This window comes from uncultured Methanobrevibacter sp., from assembly GCF_902788255.1.
In the GTDB taxonomy this organism is placed as follows: Archaea; Methanobacteriota; Methanobacteria; order Methanobacteriales; family Methanobacteriaceae; genus Methanocatella.
In genome coordinates this window covers 1-16,977 of the sequence record NZ_CADAJR010000039.1, presented here as the reverse complement: position 1 = coordinate 16,977, position 16,977 = coordinate 1, and the positions used below count along the sequence as shown (strand labels likewise).

The 16,977-nt window shown below is 37.8% G+C and carries 20 protein-coding genes; 6 read left to right on the top strand and 14 right to left on the bottom strand.

Annotation, left to right across the window (positions count from 1 at the left end; translation table 11 throughout):
* Positions 1–99: 99 nt before the first annotated feature.
* Positions 100–267: a flavin reductase gene (locus QZV03_RS10245; protein WP_296876497.1), complete on the bottom strand. Its 168-nt coding sequence runs from the start codon at positions 265–267 to the stop codon at positions 100–102.
* Between the two features lie 36 nt (positions 268–303).
* Between QZV03_RS10245 and QZV03_RS10240 the strand changes: the two genes are divergently transcribed.
* Entirely contained in the window at positions 304–1,197 is an 894-nt protein-coding gene (locus tag QZV03_RS10240) for a hypothetical protein (RefSeq protein ID WP_296876495.1), read from the top strand.
* Here the strand turns inward: QZV03_RS10240 and QZV03_RS10235 are convergent.
* The 5 genes from QZV03_RS10235 to metG are packed head-to-tail and all read right to left on the bottom strand — an operon-like array spanning position 1,176 to position 6,961.
* On the bottom strand, positions 1,176–1,847 hold the full coding sequence (locus QZV03_RS10235; RefSeq protein ID WP_296876493.1) for a 2,5-diamino-6-(ribosylamino)-4(3H)-pyrimidinone 5'-phosphate reductase: 672 nt from the start codon (positions 1,845–1,847) through the stop codon (positions 1,176–1,178). The two genes, QZV03_RS10240 and QZV03_RS10235, sit on opposite strands and share 22 nt — an antisense overlap.
* Positions 1,844–2,869, bottom strand: a complete 1,026-nt coding sequence (locus tag QZV03_RS10230) for a glycosyltransferase 4 family protein (RefSeq protein WP_296876491.1) — start codon at positions 2,867–2,869, stop codon at positions 1,844–1,846. The genes QZV03_RS10235 and QZV03_RS10230 overlap by 4 nt, the downstream gene beginning before the upstream one ends.
* 46 nt (positions 2,870–2,915) lie before the next feature.
* Positions 2,916–3,380, bottom strand: coding sequence for a hypothetical protein (locus QZV03_RS10225; protein ID WP_296876489.1), 465 nt, complete (start codon positions 3,378–3,380; stop codon positions 2,916–2,918).
* 4 nt (positions 3,381–3,384) lie between these two features.
* A complete protein-coding gene (locus QZV03_RS10220; RefSeq protein WP_296876487.1) occupies positions 3,385–4,962 on the bottom strand; it encodes a DUF530 domain-containing protein in 1,578 nt (525 codons plus the stop codon).
* A gap of 10 nt (positions 4,963–4,972) precedes the next feature.
* Entirely contained in the window at positions 4,973–6,961 is a 1,989-nt protein-coding gene (gene metG, locus QZV03_RS10215; RefSeq protein ID WP_296876485.1) for a methionine--tRNA ligase, read from the bottom strand.
* A 217-nt stretch (positions 6,962–7,178) separates the two neighbouring features.
* Between metG and priL the strand changes: the two genes are divergently transcribed.
* Positions 7,179–8,507, top strand: coding sequence for a DNA primase large subunit PriL (priL, locus tag QZV03_RS10210; protein WP_296876483.1), 1,329 nt, complete (start codon positions 7,179–7,181; stop codon positions 8,505–8,507).
* Here the strand turns inward: priL and QZV03_RS10205 are convergent.
* Both QZV03_RS10205 and QZV03_RS10200 read right to left on the bottom strand, forming a co-directional pair.
* Positions 8,497–9,012 (bottom strand): hypothetical protein, encoded by a 516-nt coding sequence (locus QZV03_RS10205; protein ID WP_296876481.1) that lies wholly within the window; start codon positions 9,010–9,012, stop codon positions 8,497–8,499. The genes priL and QZV03_RS10205 overlap by 11 nt on opposite strands.
* Positions 9,013–9,048: 36 nt before the next feature.
* Positions 9,049–9,807 (bottom strand): EFR1 family ferrodoxin, encoded by a 759-nt coding sequence (locus QZV03_RS10200; protein WP_296876479.1) that lies wholly within the window; start codon positions 9,805–9,807, stop codon positions 9,049–9,051.
* 326 nt (positions 9,808–10,133) lie between these two features.
* On the opposite strand from QZV03_RS10200, the gene priS reads away from it, so the two are divergent.
* Together priS and QZV03_RS10190 are read left to right on the top strand one after the other, a co-directional pair.
* The gene (gene priS, locus QZV03_RS10195; RefSeq protein ID WP_296876477.1) at positions 10,134–11,111 is read left to right on the top strand and encodes a DNA primase catalytic subunit PriS; all 978 of its coding nucleotides are present in this window, start codon (positions 10,134–10,136) and stop codon (positions 11,109–11,111) included.
* 1 nt (position 11,112) lies between these two features.
* Complete coding sequence (locus QZV03_RS10190) at positions 11,113–11,370, top strand: hypothetical protein (RefSeq protein ID WP_296876475.1); 258 nt, start codon at positions 11,113–11,115, stop codon at positions 11,368–11,370.
* Here the strand turns inward: QZV03_RS10190 and QZV03_RS10185 are convergent, their stop codons facing one another.
* Both QZV03_RS10185 and cofH read right to left on the bottom strand, forming a co-directional pair.
* Complete coding sequence (locus QZV03_RS10185; protein WP_296876474.1) at positions 11,371–11,943, bottom strand: thymidylate kinase; 573 nt, start codon at positions 11,941–11,943, stop codon at positions 11,371–11,373. It abuts the gene before it with no gap.
* Positions 11,944–11,950: 7 nt separating this feature from the next.
* Entirely contained in the window at positions 11,951–13,102 is a 1,152-nt protein-coding gene (gene cofH, locus QZV03_RS10180; protein WP_296876472.1) for a 5-amino-6-(D-ribitylamino)uracil--L-tyrosine 4-hydroxyphenyl transferase CofH, read from the bottom strand.
* 109 nt (positions 13,103–13,211) lie between these two features.
* Between cofH and comD the strand changes: the two genes are divergently transcribed.
* Positions 13,212–13,703: a sulfopyruvate decarboxylase subunit alpha gene (gene comD, locus QZV03_RS10175; RefSeq protein ID WP_296876471.1), complete on the top strand. Its 492-nt coding sequence runs from the start codon at positions 13,212–13,214 to the stop codon at positions 13,701–13,703.
* Between the two features lie 4 nt (positions 13,704–13,707).
* Complete coding sequence (gene comE / locus QZV03_RS10170) at positions 13,708–14,244, top strand: sulfopyruvate decarboxylase subunit beta (protein ID WP_296876469.1); 537 nt, start codon at positions 13,708–13,710, stop codon at positions 14,242–14,244.
* Here the strand turns inward: comE and QZV03_RS10165 are convergent.
* From QZV03_RS10165 to QZV03_RS10150, 4 genes are all read right to left on the bottom strand, one after another.
* Positions 14,241–14,579 carry a zinc ribbon domain-containing protein gene (locus QZV03_RS10165; RefSeq protein ID WP_296876467.1) on the bottom strand — a complete coding sequence of 113 codons (339 nt, stop codon included), beginning with the start codon at positions 14,577–14,579 and terminating at the stop codon, positions 14,241–14,243. The two genes, comE and QZV03_RS10165, sit on opposite strands and share 4 nt — an antisense overlap.
* Before the next feature lie 141 nt (positions 14,580–14,720).
* Positions 14,721–14,852 carry a hypothetical protein gene (locus tag QZV03_RS10160; RefSeq protein WP_296876465.1) on the bottom strand — a complete coding sequence of 44 codons (132 nt, stop codon included), beginning with the start codon at positions 14,850–14,852 and terminating at the stop codon, positions 14,721–14,723.
* A 34-nt stretch (positions 14,853–14,886) separates the two neighbouring features.
* Positions 14,887–15,474 (bottom strand): group II intron maturase-specific domain-containing protein, encoded by a 588-nt coding sequence (locus tag QZV03_RS10155; RefSeq protein ID WP_296876463.1) that lies wholly within the window; start codon positions 15,472–15,474, stop codon positions 14,887–14,889.
* A complete protein-coding gene (locus tag QZV03_RS10150) occupies positions 15,401–16,252 on the bottom strand; it encodes a reverse transcriptase N-terminal domain-containing protein (RefSeq protein ID WP_296876461.1) in 852 nt (283 codons plus the stop codon). The genes QZV03_RS10155 and QZV03_RS10150 overlap by 74 nt, the downstream gene beginning before the upstream one ends.
* Between the last annotated feature and the right edge of the window lie 725 nt (positions 16,253–16,977).

Sequence of the window (16,977 nt, the reverse complement as noted above, 5' to 3'; positions counted from 1 at the left end):
CATAAATGGTTGTTAAACCGATGTTTCCGCGGGGATAGCCTAGAAAATACTCAATAAACGATTGAGCAATAAAAATAAAACTCTAGGAATCCTCACCTTCTATAAGGCGAGGTTGTTCAAGGCAATCATCACTGCAGGAGGATGATGCGAACACATTGTTGCAAATGCCAGAGTGCATGCATCAGCATTGCCCTCCTCATCATATGCACTTGCCACTACCGCCGGTGCGGGATACATCATTGAACGTGGTTTTAGATTAACCTTCATAATATTTATTATGGTCCATTGCCCATAAATAATTATATGAATAAACTTAAAGTTGCAAAGTCAATATCAACATTTACCAATCCTCCTATAATCTGCATACCATTATTCTTAATCATTTGTTTTTTCCTATCATTTAATGGTACAAACTTTAATTTTAATGAATTCATAGTTTTGGAATTGGTTTCAATAATATTCGCATCTATATTGCCCCTTGTAATTATACTTGGCTGGGCCAAAAAAATCGGAACCGACAAGGACATCTCAAACAGGTCAGACAGGTTCATACCCCTGATTGTAGGGATAATATCATATTTCATCGGGTTTTTAATATGCATGATTTTTCATCTGGACAACTTCCTGACATGCCTTCTTTTATGTTATTCAATAAATACTGGAGTCGTGCTTCTATTTACAACAAAATGGAAAATAAGTGTCCATACCACCGGACTATCCGGACCGGTTGCAGCTTTAATATTACTGTTGGGACATATAGGTTCTCTTTTTGGAATCCTATATCCCATATTGATATGGTCAAGGGTGCTTTTAAAAAAACATACGCTCTCCCAGGCAATAAGCGGAGGCGTTCAGGGATTCTTCCTGACAGTTCTTGAAATGTATCTAGTTATGAACATCCTGAATCTGCCTATAGAAAATATGATAAGCCTTGAGCTGTCAATATTATATATTCTGGCAATAATAGCCACACCGATAGTGCTTGGTCTTTTAAGCTACATCAAAACAAGAAATCCTTTAAGGACATTCATCATATCAGAAATAGTCCTTTTAATACTCTTTGTGCTTTTGACACCGGCGGATGTCCTTATGATATTTGTACTAATCACACTGACATCAGTGCTGATAAGCTTTTATGCAGGTGATGATTTCATCTGGTATAATATACTGTCAAATCAGTCATTTGAAACTTTATAGTGCAGGATAAGGTCCTTGTCCAATGTATATGAATCGGTCAATTCCAGCCTTACCGCATCATCCATCAAATCAAAGCCCTCACCATCAAAGAATGTCTTTGCATTGGCGCCCCCAACAATCATCGGAGCAACACAGATGATTATCTCATCGATAAGGCCTGATTTTATCATGGAAAAGTTTAGGGTGGATCCCCCTTCAAGCATCAGCTTATCAATTCCCTCCTCATGAAGATAGCTCATGAGGGCCTTTAAATCTACGCGCTTGTCACCTGAAAAAAAGAATTTCACTCCACGATTTTTGAATGTTTCATATTTCTCTGAAGCCTTGAAATCATCCTTGTATTCATTGGCCATTGCAATTATTGTTTTAGCATCGGAGTTTGTGATTCTTGCATCGATAGGGGTTCTACCTTTGCTGTCAACCACTACCCTAACCGGATTGTCTTCGGGTCTTGCATCAATCTTGTGAACTGTCAGCCTAGGGTCATCTGCAAGTACGGTTCCTATGCCGACCATTATTGCATCACATTCCTTCCTGATTTCATGAACCCTTTCAAGGTCCTTTTCACCGGAAATGTTGGAGCTTCCGGTTTGTGTTGCGATTTTACCGTCCAGTGTCATTGCGGCATTCAATATAACATATGGCCTCATTGTATCAATCCTATATGATAGAACATTTCCTTAATCTGAAGGAAGTTCACTAAAGTCTTGTTTTCAAGCATTCCAGGCATTGTCAATGCAACGATTATACCTAACACTCCAAACAATATTCCAATTGCCCATATGATTTTAACTGCATCCTTTTCTGCAATAGGTTTTCTTAAAACCAGACGGATCATTGATTTGAAACCTGTTTCAGGCCTTACGAGTTTTCCCTCATCATTCAGCTGTGTAGGCTTTTGCTGCTGACGGTTCATGACACCTGCTGAGTAGAATTTTAATGCTGCATCAATGATATTCGGCATCAGTACAATGAATGCAATAAGTTTCACCCTTCCGATAAATGCAATACACACCACGGCAGCACCGATGATCAATGTACCTGTATCGCCTGGGAAAATCTTGGCCGGATACCTGTTGAAGTATAGAAATGCAATTAGGGCACCGAGCATACTCATGGATATGATTGTAACGTCATATTTGCCCAATATTATACATGCAATTGTAAGGGATGCCATTGAAATGATACCCAAACCTGATTCGATTCCATTCAAACCAGCCAACATGTTTGTCAGATTTGAACCTATTGAGAGTGCAATAGGAATTGTGATGAGATATAACAGACCAACATTTGGCGGTGCAGCCCAGATTAAAGGCAAACCTGCCAAAAACAGAAGGAAGAATTTTTCCTTGGATGACAGTGCGAGAAGGTCATCGACAATACCGATGATACCTACAAGAAGTATTACCACCAATACGATAACAAGCTGGAATGTCAGGATGTCGTGCATGTATATTCCTGAAAACATTCCAATTATAAAACCGAATAAAATTCCAAATCCTCCCATTTCAGCCACTACAGGCTTCCAGGATTTGTGTATATCTTTTCCGACAATGTCTGCCGCTTCAAGTTTGCGAATAATCCTCGGCATGGTCAGTCTGGTAATCGCAAAGGACAGAAGACCACAGATTATTGCAATTGCATATAAAGGAAGTTGAGGTAAAATCATCATAGTATTACTTTATTTTATCAACAATATAATACTTATTAAAAAATAGCTATTTCTTGTTCAAAATATAATAGACACTTCTCAATGGAATATCCAATTTCTCAGATATTTCACTGGCACTCAAACCGTCGCTTTTCAACTGCTTGATTTCGTCGTGGTCATATTTGCGTCTGCGATTGTCGAAATCTGTATTGCTTTTGCGTAATAAATAATATACACGGTTAAGAGGCATATCAAGCTTTTGTGAAATCTGTTTTGCAGTTAAACCTTCTTTGGACAGTTTGGCTATATAAAACTCTATGTCATTGCTTTTTGACTTTGCGCCCCATCTGTATTCAGTCCGAACATTGATATCCAGCTGGTCGAGTGCCTCAATATATCTTTTGGAGGTTCTTTTGTAAACGCTTGGTGAGCAGGTTATCTCCTCAAGGTTGGGATATTCGTCAATCAGCTCTACAATCATAGAAGATGACAGCGCCTTTGTAATATGAATAGTGGTAACATCCTCATCCATATTATCACTTCTTGATTAAATCCAAAAACTGTTTTGACTTGTCGCTTTTAGGATTTTTAATCTGATCTATATGTTTGAGTTCCTTTTTAATCCTTGATTCGTTTATGTTGAATGCGTTGCTTATTGTTTCAATTTCAATATCGGAATTCAGGTTAATCAATGCCGCACCCAACGCAACATGGTTGAATTTGATGTTTGAACTGCGAATCTCCTTTTCGAACTTGAACTTTTCATATAAAAGCAGGTCCTTGTCAGGTATTGAGATGATTTTCAAGTCAGTGAAACTGTTCAATGTTTCAATAACATTTTCATAGGTTGTCTGGAAAACCTTTCTCTGTTCACGGTCCAGTTCCACACGCATATATGGGAATGGTCCGGTGTTGATTTTACGTGCATTGTTTGAGGTCGTAAAGTAATATCTGAAAATGTCCCATATAATCAGGGCAGATGCAATGTTTTTAAAGTTGTTCTTGTATATGCTTTCCCTTACCTTCAAGTCACGCTTAAGGGAACGTGTCATCTGACCGAACCTGTCAACATAGTTGAGATTTCTGAATCTGTTGTTGATTTCTGACTTTCTCCATGCCTCGATTGCATCCAGGTCATATGTGTCAATGAAATCAGGCACCTGATTTTCATATTCCTCCAGAATCTCATCATATTTTTTTATTCTCTTAAAGTCAGTCAGTCTTCTTTTAAGGATATCGTCACGTATGTTGTCTATGATTTCCTGAGCATAACCCACATACGCAAGTGCCAGGGCTGTTCTTGCATGCTTGTCATCAATGATTGCAGGTTTTGTCCTGTGGAATCTCAATGCCTCAATGCGCACATTCCTGCCGTACCTGTTGCGGACCTCCTCCTCATAGTTGTCGACATACTCGGAGTCCAGCGTAACGGTTTTCCTGATGAGACGGTTGTTGTCATCCTTAAAACGAATTCTCAGGGATATTGTTTTTACATGCCCCTTACGTTCCTGCTTCAGGATATTCAATACCTGCTTGAATGATTCCCTTGCATATTGGGAAAGTTCACTCATAAGCACCATATAATTTCCTGACAATGGAAGATATGGAATTATTTCCAGACGATGGGCAAGTTCCTTGTTTGTCTTGAATGTAAATGCAGTGCTTTTGCAGCTGCATTCGCCGTTGTTGTTTTTATATTCCTCCATCGAATATTTCTTATAGCATGAATTGCACTTCACATACCCGTACTGTTCAAGGTTTCCCAGTGCAATCTTATGGGCATCGATGGCTGACTTTACACGGTCAAGAATGTTCTTTTTGGCATTTGCCTTCATTCTGAATATCTGGTTATGGCGACTGTTTTCTCTTATTTCATCGGCTGCAACCTCTGCAACCGTCTTGGTTCCATATTTATTGAGGGATGTAAAGGGAGTGGTGTATCCTTGTACATCCATATCCTCTCTAAATTTTTGTAAATAGTTTAATCTGTCATCTAGTTTAAAGTAGAGATTTTTGAAATTGTCAAATTCATCAATATCCTCTAAATTGATTGAATCACTTGCTATTTCTTTTAAGTAGTTCTCGGCTTTGTTAACTAGAGCAGATTCCGGCATTTTAATCTATTTATTGAATCCTTTCACCGACTTCAGCATTTTCATCAGGGCTTAATAATGCTCCGGATGCACCTGTTGCCAAAATCATACCTTCTGATAGTGTTCCGAAGAGTTTTGCAGGCTGAAGGTTAGCAATTACACATACTCTTCTTCCGATTAATTCTTCAGCATCATAGAATTTTGCAAGTCCTGCAACGATTTGTCTAGGTTTGTCCTCACCAAGGTCAACCTGGAGTTTTAAGAGTTTGTCGGACTTTTCGATTTTTTCAGCCTCTTTTACTTCACCTATTTTTATTACAAATTCATCAAATTGATCAATAGTTACTAAATCACTCATAGTTTCATCCTCATTTTCATTTAAGTTTTCTTTAAGTTTTGCCTTTTGGGCGTCAATTTCTTTATCTTCAATCTTTTTGAATAATGGTTTGGCCTTGTTGATTTCATGGCCAACAGGCAATGGGACCTTTGCATCATCCCAATTGTCTAAAGATCCAATATTCATTATTTCAGCTATTTTGTCAGCTTTGGTTGGCAGGTATGGCTTTAACATGTAAGCCAGGGTTTTTGCCAGTTGATTAGATAAGTATAAACAGTTGGAAGCCTTTTGCGGATCTTCTTTTACTGCTTTCCAAGGTTCAGCATCGTTGAAATATTTGTTTCCTTTTTTGGCAACCTTGAATATTTCAAGAAGTGCTTCCCTGAACTCGTAATCTGCAATGAATGCACCGGCCTTGTCAGGCAGTTCCTCGATAGCTGTTCTGAATTCCTCATCCTCATCGGTTGGGTTTGAATATTCAGGGATTTTGCTGTCGAACTGTTTTTTGGTGAATACGAATGTACGGTGAAGGAAGTTACCGATTACATCCGCCAGCTCGTCATTGTTTCTCCTTTGGAAATCATCCCAGGAGAAATCTGAATCCTTGTTTAGAGGAGCGTTAATTGTCAGATAATATCTTAACAGGTCAGGTTCATAATCTTTTACAAAATCATCAATCCAGATTACCCAGTTTTTGCTGGTGGACATCTTTTCCCCTTCAAGTGAAAGGAATTCACCTGCATATATCATGTCAGGAAGTTTGCATCCGTATGCTTTTAACAAACCCGGCCAGAAGATTGAGTGGTGGTATATGATGTCCTTTCCGATGAAGTGAACAACATAATCATTCCAGTATTCCTCCCATTTCTTTCCGGATTTCTTTGACCATTGTGATGCGGATGAGATGTATCCGAGGAATGCCTCAATCCATACATACAGTACCTTGCCTTTTGCCTCATCCAACGGCACAGGTATACCCCAATCCATATCACGGGTTAAAATCCAATCGGTAAGACCTTCTTTAAGCCAGTTAGTTGCATAGTTTTTAACGTTGGCAGGAAGGTTGTCATTAGAAGAGATATATTCCATAAGTGCATCCTCAAATTCTGAAAGCTTGAATGCATACTGGAAGGTGTCCTTGATTATAGGTGTAGTTCCACAGGTGATACAGTGTGGCTCGTCAAGTTCAGTCGGGTTTAGGGCCTTACCACATTTCTCACAGTGGTCTCCCCTTGCCTCTGAACCGCATACCGGACACAGTCCCTCAACGTACCTGTCCGGAAGGAACTTGTTACAGTTAGGACAGTACAGCTGCTGGATATCTTCACGGTAGATGTATCCGTTATCATATAATGACTTGAAGAAGTTCTGAGCCAGTTCATAGTGGGCTTCATCTGTAGTTCTTGTAAAATTATCCAATGAGATGTTCATTGACTCCACGTCACGAACAATCATATCATGATATCTTTTTGAAATTTCAATAGGTTTTTTATTTTCCTTATCCGCCTTTACAGCTATTGGAGTTCCATGTTCATCGGTTGCACAAACCATCAGCACGTCATTTCCAATCATACGATTGTATCTTGCATATATATCCGCAGGAAGGTATGTGGAACGGATATGACCCAAATGACATGGTCCGTTTGCATAAGGAAGTGCGCATGAAATAAATATTTTTGACATTTAGTTATTCTCCTCAATTATTTTAAACATGATATAAATATGTTTTTCATATTTAATAATAGTTATTTTTTTAACAGTGTTATATGATAGAAAAAATTTTTTTAGAAATTTTAAAATTAAGTTTTTGATGGTTATCACACCTACATTACAGACAAAAAACAATATTGATTTCAAAAATAGGTTATCTATTTAAAATATGAAATAAAAATTTAAAATCATGGCTGAAGTTTCATTTATTAACCCATTGTCCGATGAAGGAAGACAAATTATCAGAGAATATGGTGATTTAAATCAGATATTTGATACCGATGAATCACTCATAGAGATTGCAACACACACATACAACCAGAAAATCTCAGATGACTCACTGATTCCAAAATCCTATTCCGACCTATGCATGAAACGCATTCAATGGGCAATAGAAAAAAAGAACAACAGAAACTTCACACAGAACGAATTTGAATACCTGACAAATGAGGAGATATTCAAAAAGGATGTTGTTACCTTCCACATCCTATGCCAGGCCATAGCCATACAGTTCAACCTCGGTTCCCGTGAATCACGACTGTTTATAGAGTCCCAGGGCATGCTCATTTTGGAGCGTCTTGCAAAAATTCCACCAATGTCCAGGGCTGAAATCATTGATGAGGTGCTTGATGAGGTAAAGGTTGACGGTGCAATAGCATGGAAATCACTCAAGGACATCATCGCAACCAAAAAGCTCAAGCTGACAGATCTTTTGATTGATGAGGGAGATATAGTCCTTCAGCAGGACGACTTCCTGTATCGTTTCGGTGATGAATTTACCGACAGAAGCCCTGAGAGAATGTACAACATACTTATCGGAGACAGCGTCAAGGAACAGATTCTTTCAAGACTGATAATGCAGAAAACAGAAGAATATATTGCGCGCATCAAGGAGATGTCTGCAAGAGTTGAAATGCACCCTGCAATCATAAGGATAGGTGAAGAGTTAAAGGAATTCATACCTGAAGAGATTGGTAAGTACAACCAGTATTATGCCGGAAGCGGTGGAATATACGGTTCAGTGCAGGCTGGAAAACTAAATCCGGACGCATTCCCGCCATGCATCAAATCAACTGTTGAGGGAGTGTCTTCAGGTGGACGTAACGATGCAATCGTACTTTTATTAACATCATTTGCATCATATGCAAGGCTCTATCCGAGAATATTCGCTTCAGATGAAACCGTGAAGGTATCAGATATGGATCCCGATTTGACTATAACCGAAAATGAAATACTACCGTTAATATTTGATGCAGCAGACAACTGTACACCACCATTATTTGACGATCAGCCACAGGAAAAAATAAACATCATATCAAAACTTGGTTTTGGAATGCATGACAGGGTGGACATAAACCATGAGGGAGAGACAAAATGGTACACTCCGATGAGCTGTGAAAAAATAAAAATCCATTTGCCTAACCTCTGCCATCCGGACAAATCATGCAAAGGAATAAACAACCCGTTATCCTGCTATGGGCGCAAGAAATACCAGTTGGACCAGGAAGCTAAAGACTAGACTGTGAAAACTTGAAGGGATTGTGGTCCTCATATATCGCATCATAATACTTGTTTAAAATCTTTGATTCCCACATATTGTAATTGGCCTGTTCATGTTTTTCAAAATTATATGCCAGTATTCCAATGCTTCGCTCATACTCGTCAATATCATTTTTTTCACAAAAATCAGTTATGATATCCGGAATGTACTCGCAAGGATCGTCACTGCTGAACTCCAGAAATTCCTCATATTCCCTTTTGGAGAAGAATTCCTCTTCATTTATGGGATTTTCATGTGATTTTATAGTATACAATTCAATATATATCTCACTGACTAATGGGAGCTGATTCATCTCAATACCCAAACCATATACATTACCGGTTTCCAGATTCAATATGGTATGGCCCGTTTTAATGCCGCTCATCCAATTGTCAAATGCCGGCTTAACGATATCCTCTGGCGTAAGACCTGATAGAACAGTCTTCAGGTGTTCAACTCCTATCACTTCAACATAATCGTTCATGAAGTTATATTTGCCTTTGATAAATAATAAAGTATTCTATTGTTGATTGTTACTTTTGATGATTTCGGAAAGCTTGATGTTTGGATTTCTGAATCTTTCATCCGGATTCAGTTCATCGTTTATTGTCAAAACATGATTTTTGCAGTGCTTAACGCATCCTAGACAGAAATCACAGTTATCTCCGATTATTGGCCCCTCATCTGTAAGTTCAATGTTTCCCCTCGGACATACCCTTACACAGACCTGACAGTTGCTGCAATCCTCGCCGACGAGAATACGGAACCTTTCAGTCATTGTGGTTTCAAGCACAACCTCAATATTTTCGACATCGGTGAACGGCTTTTTATCAAAGATATACTCTTTTCTGTTGAAAATGTCATTTTTTATCTCATCAATAGCACCGTCAATGTCGATATTCTGTTTCAGTTCCCTTTCCTTTTCCATGTCAAACAACGGAAGGAAATTGTCAACCATCAAAACGGAATTTGTATAATTGATATGGATTCCCCTTTCATCGAACGTGTCCTTCATAATCTTCAATGCATTCTGGTCTCCATCGGCACCATATGAGCATATTAAAAATATGTAATCCTCCTTAATCTCCACCCTTTCGACAAATTCCCTGAGGGTGATTGGAGAAGTGGCGAAAAATACCGGAAAGACTATCCCTACAATGTCGTCTTCTATGTAAAATTCATTGTTTTTCATAAGCTGTGGAATGCTTAAGAGGTCTCCGCCCAACCGTTTTGAAATATATAAGTTGTTTCCAGTTGAAGTGTAGTATAATATTTTCATTCTATCAAAAAAAAAAAGTAAATGGAAAGAATCTATTCAGGGTAAATTCTCTTGGTGTAATATCCGTGGAGCTATGCTTCAAATAATTACTAAACTGCAGATTAATGTAGTCAACATATAGAATGACGGGAGTAAAATTAATCCTTTCCTCTTCAAAGTTAAGCTCAGCCATTGTAATACCTCAATTATTATGGAATTTATATTAATTAAAAATTTTTGATGAAAAAACAACAAATTTGCAATTCAAGATTTCTTTTCACAAATGTGCAGAATCACATTTTCACACTTTCCCAATAAATAAATACTTTAAAAATTAAACTATAATTATGTTTTCTAAAGCCACAATCAAAGAGCGAAGACAATATTACCGTGAAGAATGGGACCCTAAGGATTTGCCAGACTTCATCTCAACCGACATCAAAAAAAGGGAATTCGGTTTTGACCACAACGGCCGTGGACCAAATGACAGGTACAAGGTATTTAGAGGAACCGAATCACTTCGCAAATTCCTGAGATTCAAGGCACCGTTTGCAGCATACATTTCCGTGGCATTCTACAACAACCCTCGCAGAAGGGAGGATTGGCAAAAGGCAGAATACATTTTCGATGTTGATGCCAAAGACATTCCAATCAGGTCATGCCAGTGCAACGGCGTATGTGAGACATGTCTTGGCGAAGCTTTAGAAATAGTTAACAACCTCATAGACACCCTGCAGGGCGATTTGGGACTGAAAAATATCCATCTGATATACTCCGGAAGGGGTTATCACATAAGGATTCTTGATGAGGAAATGATGACCGCCGGAAGTGAGCTCAGATCCGAAGTACTTAAGTATGCTGCAGGCGCTGAAGTTCCAAAGTCACAGTTCATGAACACCGAGGTGTCAAATCAAAGCTTCAACTTTGAACACTTCACAATACCTGTCGGATATCAGAAGATTTTCACCCAAAAGGTCAAGTTCAATATCCAGCATCTTGTGGGCAATGAAAAGATTGACGGAATAAACCCTAAACTCATGAAGGACATAATCGCATCAAGACATCACCTTGAAAACGACAATTGGGGTTTGTTTAAAAAGGATATAGGACCTAGAAGATACAAGAATCTTGTTGAGGCAATGGCAAGGGTGAACCTGGCAACCATTGACGCCAAAGTATCTATTGACCTTAAAAGGATTTTAAGGCTTCCTTCATCACTCCACTCAAAGGTCAGCATGAAATGTATGGAAGTCAAAAACCGTGAAACCTTCGATCCCTTTGACAAGGCGGTTCCGAAATTCGTATATGAAAGAAAAGGTGTATAGAATGGATAAAATTTTAAGAGAAATATTTAGAAAAAACCCATATTTTGAAGAGATTAATGAAAACCGTTATGTTCCTGAATTTTTAGGCCTGATTGTTAATGGTGTAGTGGTCTATCATGTAAACTGGATTGACATTGTCGAAAATGAGATTATTTTCATGCACAAGGACATCCAGACCCATCCTATAGTGTCACTTGTTCTCGAAAACCTCAATTCATTGATGATTATAACATCAGACGGCATTAAGGAAGTACTGTAATCATTTACTTTCAAGGCATATTGCCCTTATTTTTTGTGAAATTTCCTCAGGTGTGCCGTCGGCGGGAATCACATTCCAGTTATATGTGAATTTCCGTGATTTTTCACGACTTTCCTTTAGCGCATCGATATTTTCAAACATCTCTTTTTCTTCATCACGTGAGCCTATTCTTCTAAGTGACTCCTCGGGAGTAATGTCCAAAAAGAACATCAAATTGGAAGTAGGAAGAATGAAAGCCACGAGTTTGTATACAATTGTATTGATTCCATTCGGCAAGTACATCACCGCCAGAATGTATCTTGAAAAAATTAGAACATCACAGTCCCTGCGATAATAATACATATGTACCGATCTTATTGCATCAAGACCGAAATTAAGAGTTGCAAGGATGTGATACAATTTGCCCTCCTTTAGAAGGGCCTGTTTTGAGCGTCTGCCAAATCTATTGTCACTGCATGGATGGGACCTTACAACAACACTTTTTCCCTGCTTTTCATACATCTCAGCAAGTAGTCTTACCTGTGTGTCTTTACCTGACCCGTCCAATCCGTCTATGACAATAAACTTCTTCATAATGCACCTATTTTGATGGTATTGACGGCATTTCAATTCCTTGTGCTACTGGATAGAACTCGGTATATTTGGAATTCCTGTCGATTAGTTTTCTTCCAAGGTTTCTAACCATATTGTCCAGGGTTTCAATTGATGCTTCAACACCGTCTGGTGCACCTGAAGCAGCTGAAAGCTCGTCTCCACCTAATGTACCTCCAAGGTCATTGGTACCGGCAGTCAGTGCAACCTGTGCAAATCTGAATCCCATCTTTACCCATGACACCTGTATATTTGGAATCAAATCCCTAAGCATCAGTCTTGAAACCGCATATAGCTTCAAGTCTTCGGTTCCGCTTGCACCAAGATTAGTTTGACCTTCCAAAAATATTGGAGAGTATTCATGCATAAAAGTCATTGGGATGAACTCTGTAAAACCATGAGTCTCCTCCTGGAGGTTTCTAATAATATCGATATGTTCTACCCTTTCTTCTAAAGTTTCAACATGACCGTACATGATGGTTGCGGAAGCCGGAATTCCAACTTCATGAGCTGTTCTGACTGTATCGACCCATTCGGATACGCTAACCTTTTCAGGACAAATTATTTTCCTTGAACGGTCAGTCAAAATTTCAGCGGCTGTTCCGGGAAGTGTGTCAAGTCCTGCATCACTCAACCTTTCAAATCCTTCAGCTACATCAATACCTGAAACCAAACAGGCATCCCTAATCATAGTAGGTGAAAATCCGTGAATCATGACATTAGGATACTCATCCTTAAGCAAATGCAACAGATGTTCATAATATTCAATATCAGCATCAGGCAGGACTCCACCCATTACACAAAACTCATGTGCACCCTTTTCGACCGCACCCTGAGCCTTTGCAAGGATTTGCTCATCATTTAATATGTAAGCTTCAGGATCATCGGCATCCTTTCCGAATGCACAGAATCCGCATCTAACGGTACAGATATTTGTAAAGTTGACATTACAGTTATTAATGAATGTCACGTCGTCTCCAACGATTTTCTGTCTTAAATAATCAGCGGTTGCAAGTAAGGGATGTAAATCCTGCCCTTTAATATTCATTAAGTGATTTGCTTCCTCAACAGTGATTGCCTCATCAAGAGATTTGGTCAAAATCTTTTCTGTTTCAGAAGAAATTGGTAGTTTATCAAACATGATTTTATATTAGATTTAAACAAATAAAAAGGTTACTATTATCTTAACAAATAATTTAAATACTTTTTAATATAAAATAAAGTTTATTAAATAATTTTGAAGTGATTATATGGATAGTACAGAAGCTATTTATAATGGACTTAAAGATGCAGGAATAGATTTTATAGTTAGTGTTCCCTGCGTTAACCTTACAAGATTGCTAGAAATGATAGATGAAGACGATGAAATAACACATATCCCGGTTACCCGTGAAGAGGAGGGAATTGGGATTTGTGCAGGAGCATATCTTGGAGGCAAAAAGACTGCAATACTTATGCAGAATTCAGGATTTGGAAACTCAATCAATGCACTGAAATCATTGATGGAACTTTATGAATTTCCATTGCTCATGATAATGAGTCACAGGGGAACCGACGGAGAAAACATATGCGGACAGATCCCGATGGGCGAATCAACCCCAAGAATACTTGAAGCGATGAACTTTAACTTTTTCAAACCGGCAAATGCAGAAGCGGCATATGATGATGTGAGACTCGGTTGGGAATTGTCCGAAGAGGAAGGAAAACCGGTAAGCGTATTGCTTGAAATCAAATATTGGTGATAACATGGCAAGATATGATGCGATTAAAGACATAATGGAAGATATTGAAGATGAATTAATTATCTGTAATATTGGATTTCCCTCAAGGGAACTCTATGAAATAAACGACAGACCTGAAAACTTCTATATGATCGGTTCAATGGGTCTTGCCTCATCAATAGGACTTGGCCTGGCACTTGCAAAGCCCCACAAGCATGTTGTTGTAATCGACGGTGACGGATCACTTCTTATGAATATGGGATCACTTGTAACAGTGTTTGCACAAAATCCGGACAACCTCACCTGGATTGTTATTGACAATGGCGCTTATGGTTCAACAGGAAATCAGGACACATATGCACAGCTAGTTGATTTTGTAGACATTGCAAAAAGTGTCGGATTTAAAAATGCGTACAATTATGAAGACGTGAATTTAAAAGATATTTTCTACAGTGAAAATGCAAGTTTTATCGTTTATAAAACAGATGCTGGAAATTCAAAGGCACCAATAATAGACTTGGACCCGATAACAATTAAGGAAAGATTCATGAGTTCTTTTTAACTCATGGCCTTTCTCACTATGAATCCTACTCCTCTGCAGATTGCATAGTAGAAAAGACCTGCAAAATAAGCCATAAAAACAGTTATAATAAACGGCAACGGTCCTGCACGAAGAGATCCAGGAACCAGCATTACCAAATCATATACGAATAATATAAGGAAAAATGCAACTCCTATCACCTTCGCCTTGGAAATCCTTCCATCAACATATATTATGTCCCTTATTATGTCGAAGTAATCATCACCACCAACACTGACTACTCTCTCACCACAATTGGGACAAAACAAATCAGTCACCTTAAGCTGATTTCCACATTTCGGACAATTTTTTACCATGAATATATTATAGTTTTAATGATAGATAAGTATTGTTAATCCATATCCTACGGATATAACAATACATTCACGGTACTACCAGGGTATGTAGGCAACAATTCTGCAGAATCCTGTTTGTTTCATCATAATCCATTCTTTTATCTAATGATGCAAGAATACCATGACCTCTTCAAGGTCGTGGATGAATTGCATTAAAGTTAGATAGGATTGGACGATTGCTCGTCCGCACCCTCTTAAGAACCGTACGTGTCCGTTTCCAAACATACGGCTCAAGCAGAACTTTATCCGAAAGTTCAGTCATGATATTTCATCGATTCATGAAGTAGTTCTCTTTACTTTTGTCATATGGTGAATTATTGTGTGTTATCATTTTATGTCGCTTAATCTTAGTCCAACTCATTTTAATTAAATGATTCTCTTGTTTAGGACCAGTTAGTACCCATTTTCCACGATGATATCCATCATCGTATTCTGGGAAATATTTTCTTTTAATCCATTTCCAACCTTTATTTGGGTGCAAACGGCGCAAAAACTTATATATTTTGTTCCATATATAGTAATCCATATCTGAAAATATCTTTTTAGCAACAGTAGGTTTCCAATAATTGGCAGTGCCAATTATTAAAGGGTTTAAAGAGTCTATCAGACTGTCCACGTTGTCTCCGTGATGCCATCTGACTCTTTCAGACACTTTAGCTTTAAAATTTTTGATACTATCTTTTGATGGTTTAATCAAACATTTTAAACCTTTATTAGTTTTATATTGTCTGAAATTGAATCCTAGAAAATCAAGTCCTTCAGAAATGTGTGTAATTTTAGTTTTATCTTCTGCTTCTTGCGAAAATAACGAAATCATCGGCATATCGAGTAACACGATATTTTCCTTTAGTTTCATAAAATTCTTTGGTTTCACCATTTCGTATTTGAGTTCTCTTCTTGTAAGAGATGTTTAAATAGTCTTCAAGTCCAGTTAAAGCAATATTTGCCAGTAAAGGTGAAAGTAATCCTCCTTGAGGAGTACCACTTACAGTCCTATTAAACACACCATTATCAACATATCCCGCTTTTAAGTACCTTTCTACCAGTTTAATCAACGGAAAACCTCTAATTTTACTTAAAATAAACTCGTGAGATAAATTATTGAAGCAATCTTTAAAATCACCTTCAAATACTTCACAGAATTTATTGTTGTGGATAATGTTAAATATTCGTTCTACGGCGTCATGAACTCCTCTTTTCGGCCTAAACCCATAACTGATGGGTTCAAAATTGACCTCCATTTGAGGTTCCAACGCCATGCGAATAATTTCTTGATACACCCTTCTATACGCAGGTTTAGGAACATGTTTAGATATATTCCTAGTTTTGAGTTTATCAACTAATTCTCCACGTTGTTTATCAGTTTTGATGACTTTTCCATCAATTCCTGGTGTCCTTTTACCTTTATTAATCTGTGTAACACGTTTAACTGCTATTAAAATAGCAGATGTACTTCTCACCAATATTCTTTGTAAATCTCGTACTTTTCTTGAATCTCCTATACTTTCGGCATGATATATCCGTTTCTGTAACTTATCTATATACTTCTCGACCTTGTACCAATTGATACAAGACCAATCCGTAGCGTATTGTGCTGTGGACTCATAAACATTATCGTTTTGAGTATATCTCATCTTATCACTAATCCTTTGAATAAATTACTTATTTTCCGTTTTATATTCACGTTTTCCACCAATCAGAAGTCTGCCATGTTATCCATGCCACACATGAAGGTGTGGTATCCATTATAGTTATTATTCCCATTATTTCCTATTGTCTTTCGACTGTTAATGGCTTTTGCTTTCTCTGATATCCATTACCTCCTAAGGAATTAGGCTTCTTTCACAATCCGCTTACTCACAGATAGTTGTGAGACCTTGTGAGGCTTACCAAGTTGATCTACTTCAGAAGCGAATGAATTAAGGTTCAATCTCTACTCCGGCAAATTACTGTAAGGTTATGACTAAATAATCACGTAATCATTGATTATTCCTGTGAATTTGCATACAATAGTAGTTAAATAAAATTTAACGTTGCATCCTACCTACTGGCTTGATTTACGAAGCTTACAATTGTTCACTCACGTTAACCTTTTTCACTCTTTCCCTAGCACATAAGTACAATGAATGCTTTATACTTATTTATGCATAATATCATGCAACCTCATAATCAATCACTTAATTATGAGTTTCAATGGGGAAAATCCCGTCATAACGAGGATTGAAATAAAATTTCACTGATTTAAATGGGAAATAGACCTTAGCTTGTCGCACGAATACTTTTCAAATGCTCTCTCTTTAAATTTAAATAGTATTGTAATTAAATTATATTATAACAATCATAAATGGTTGTTAAACCG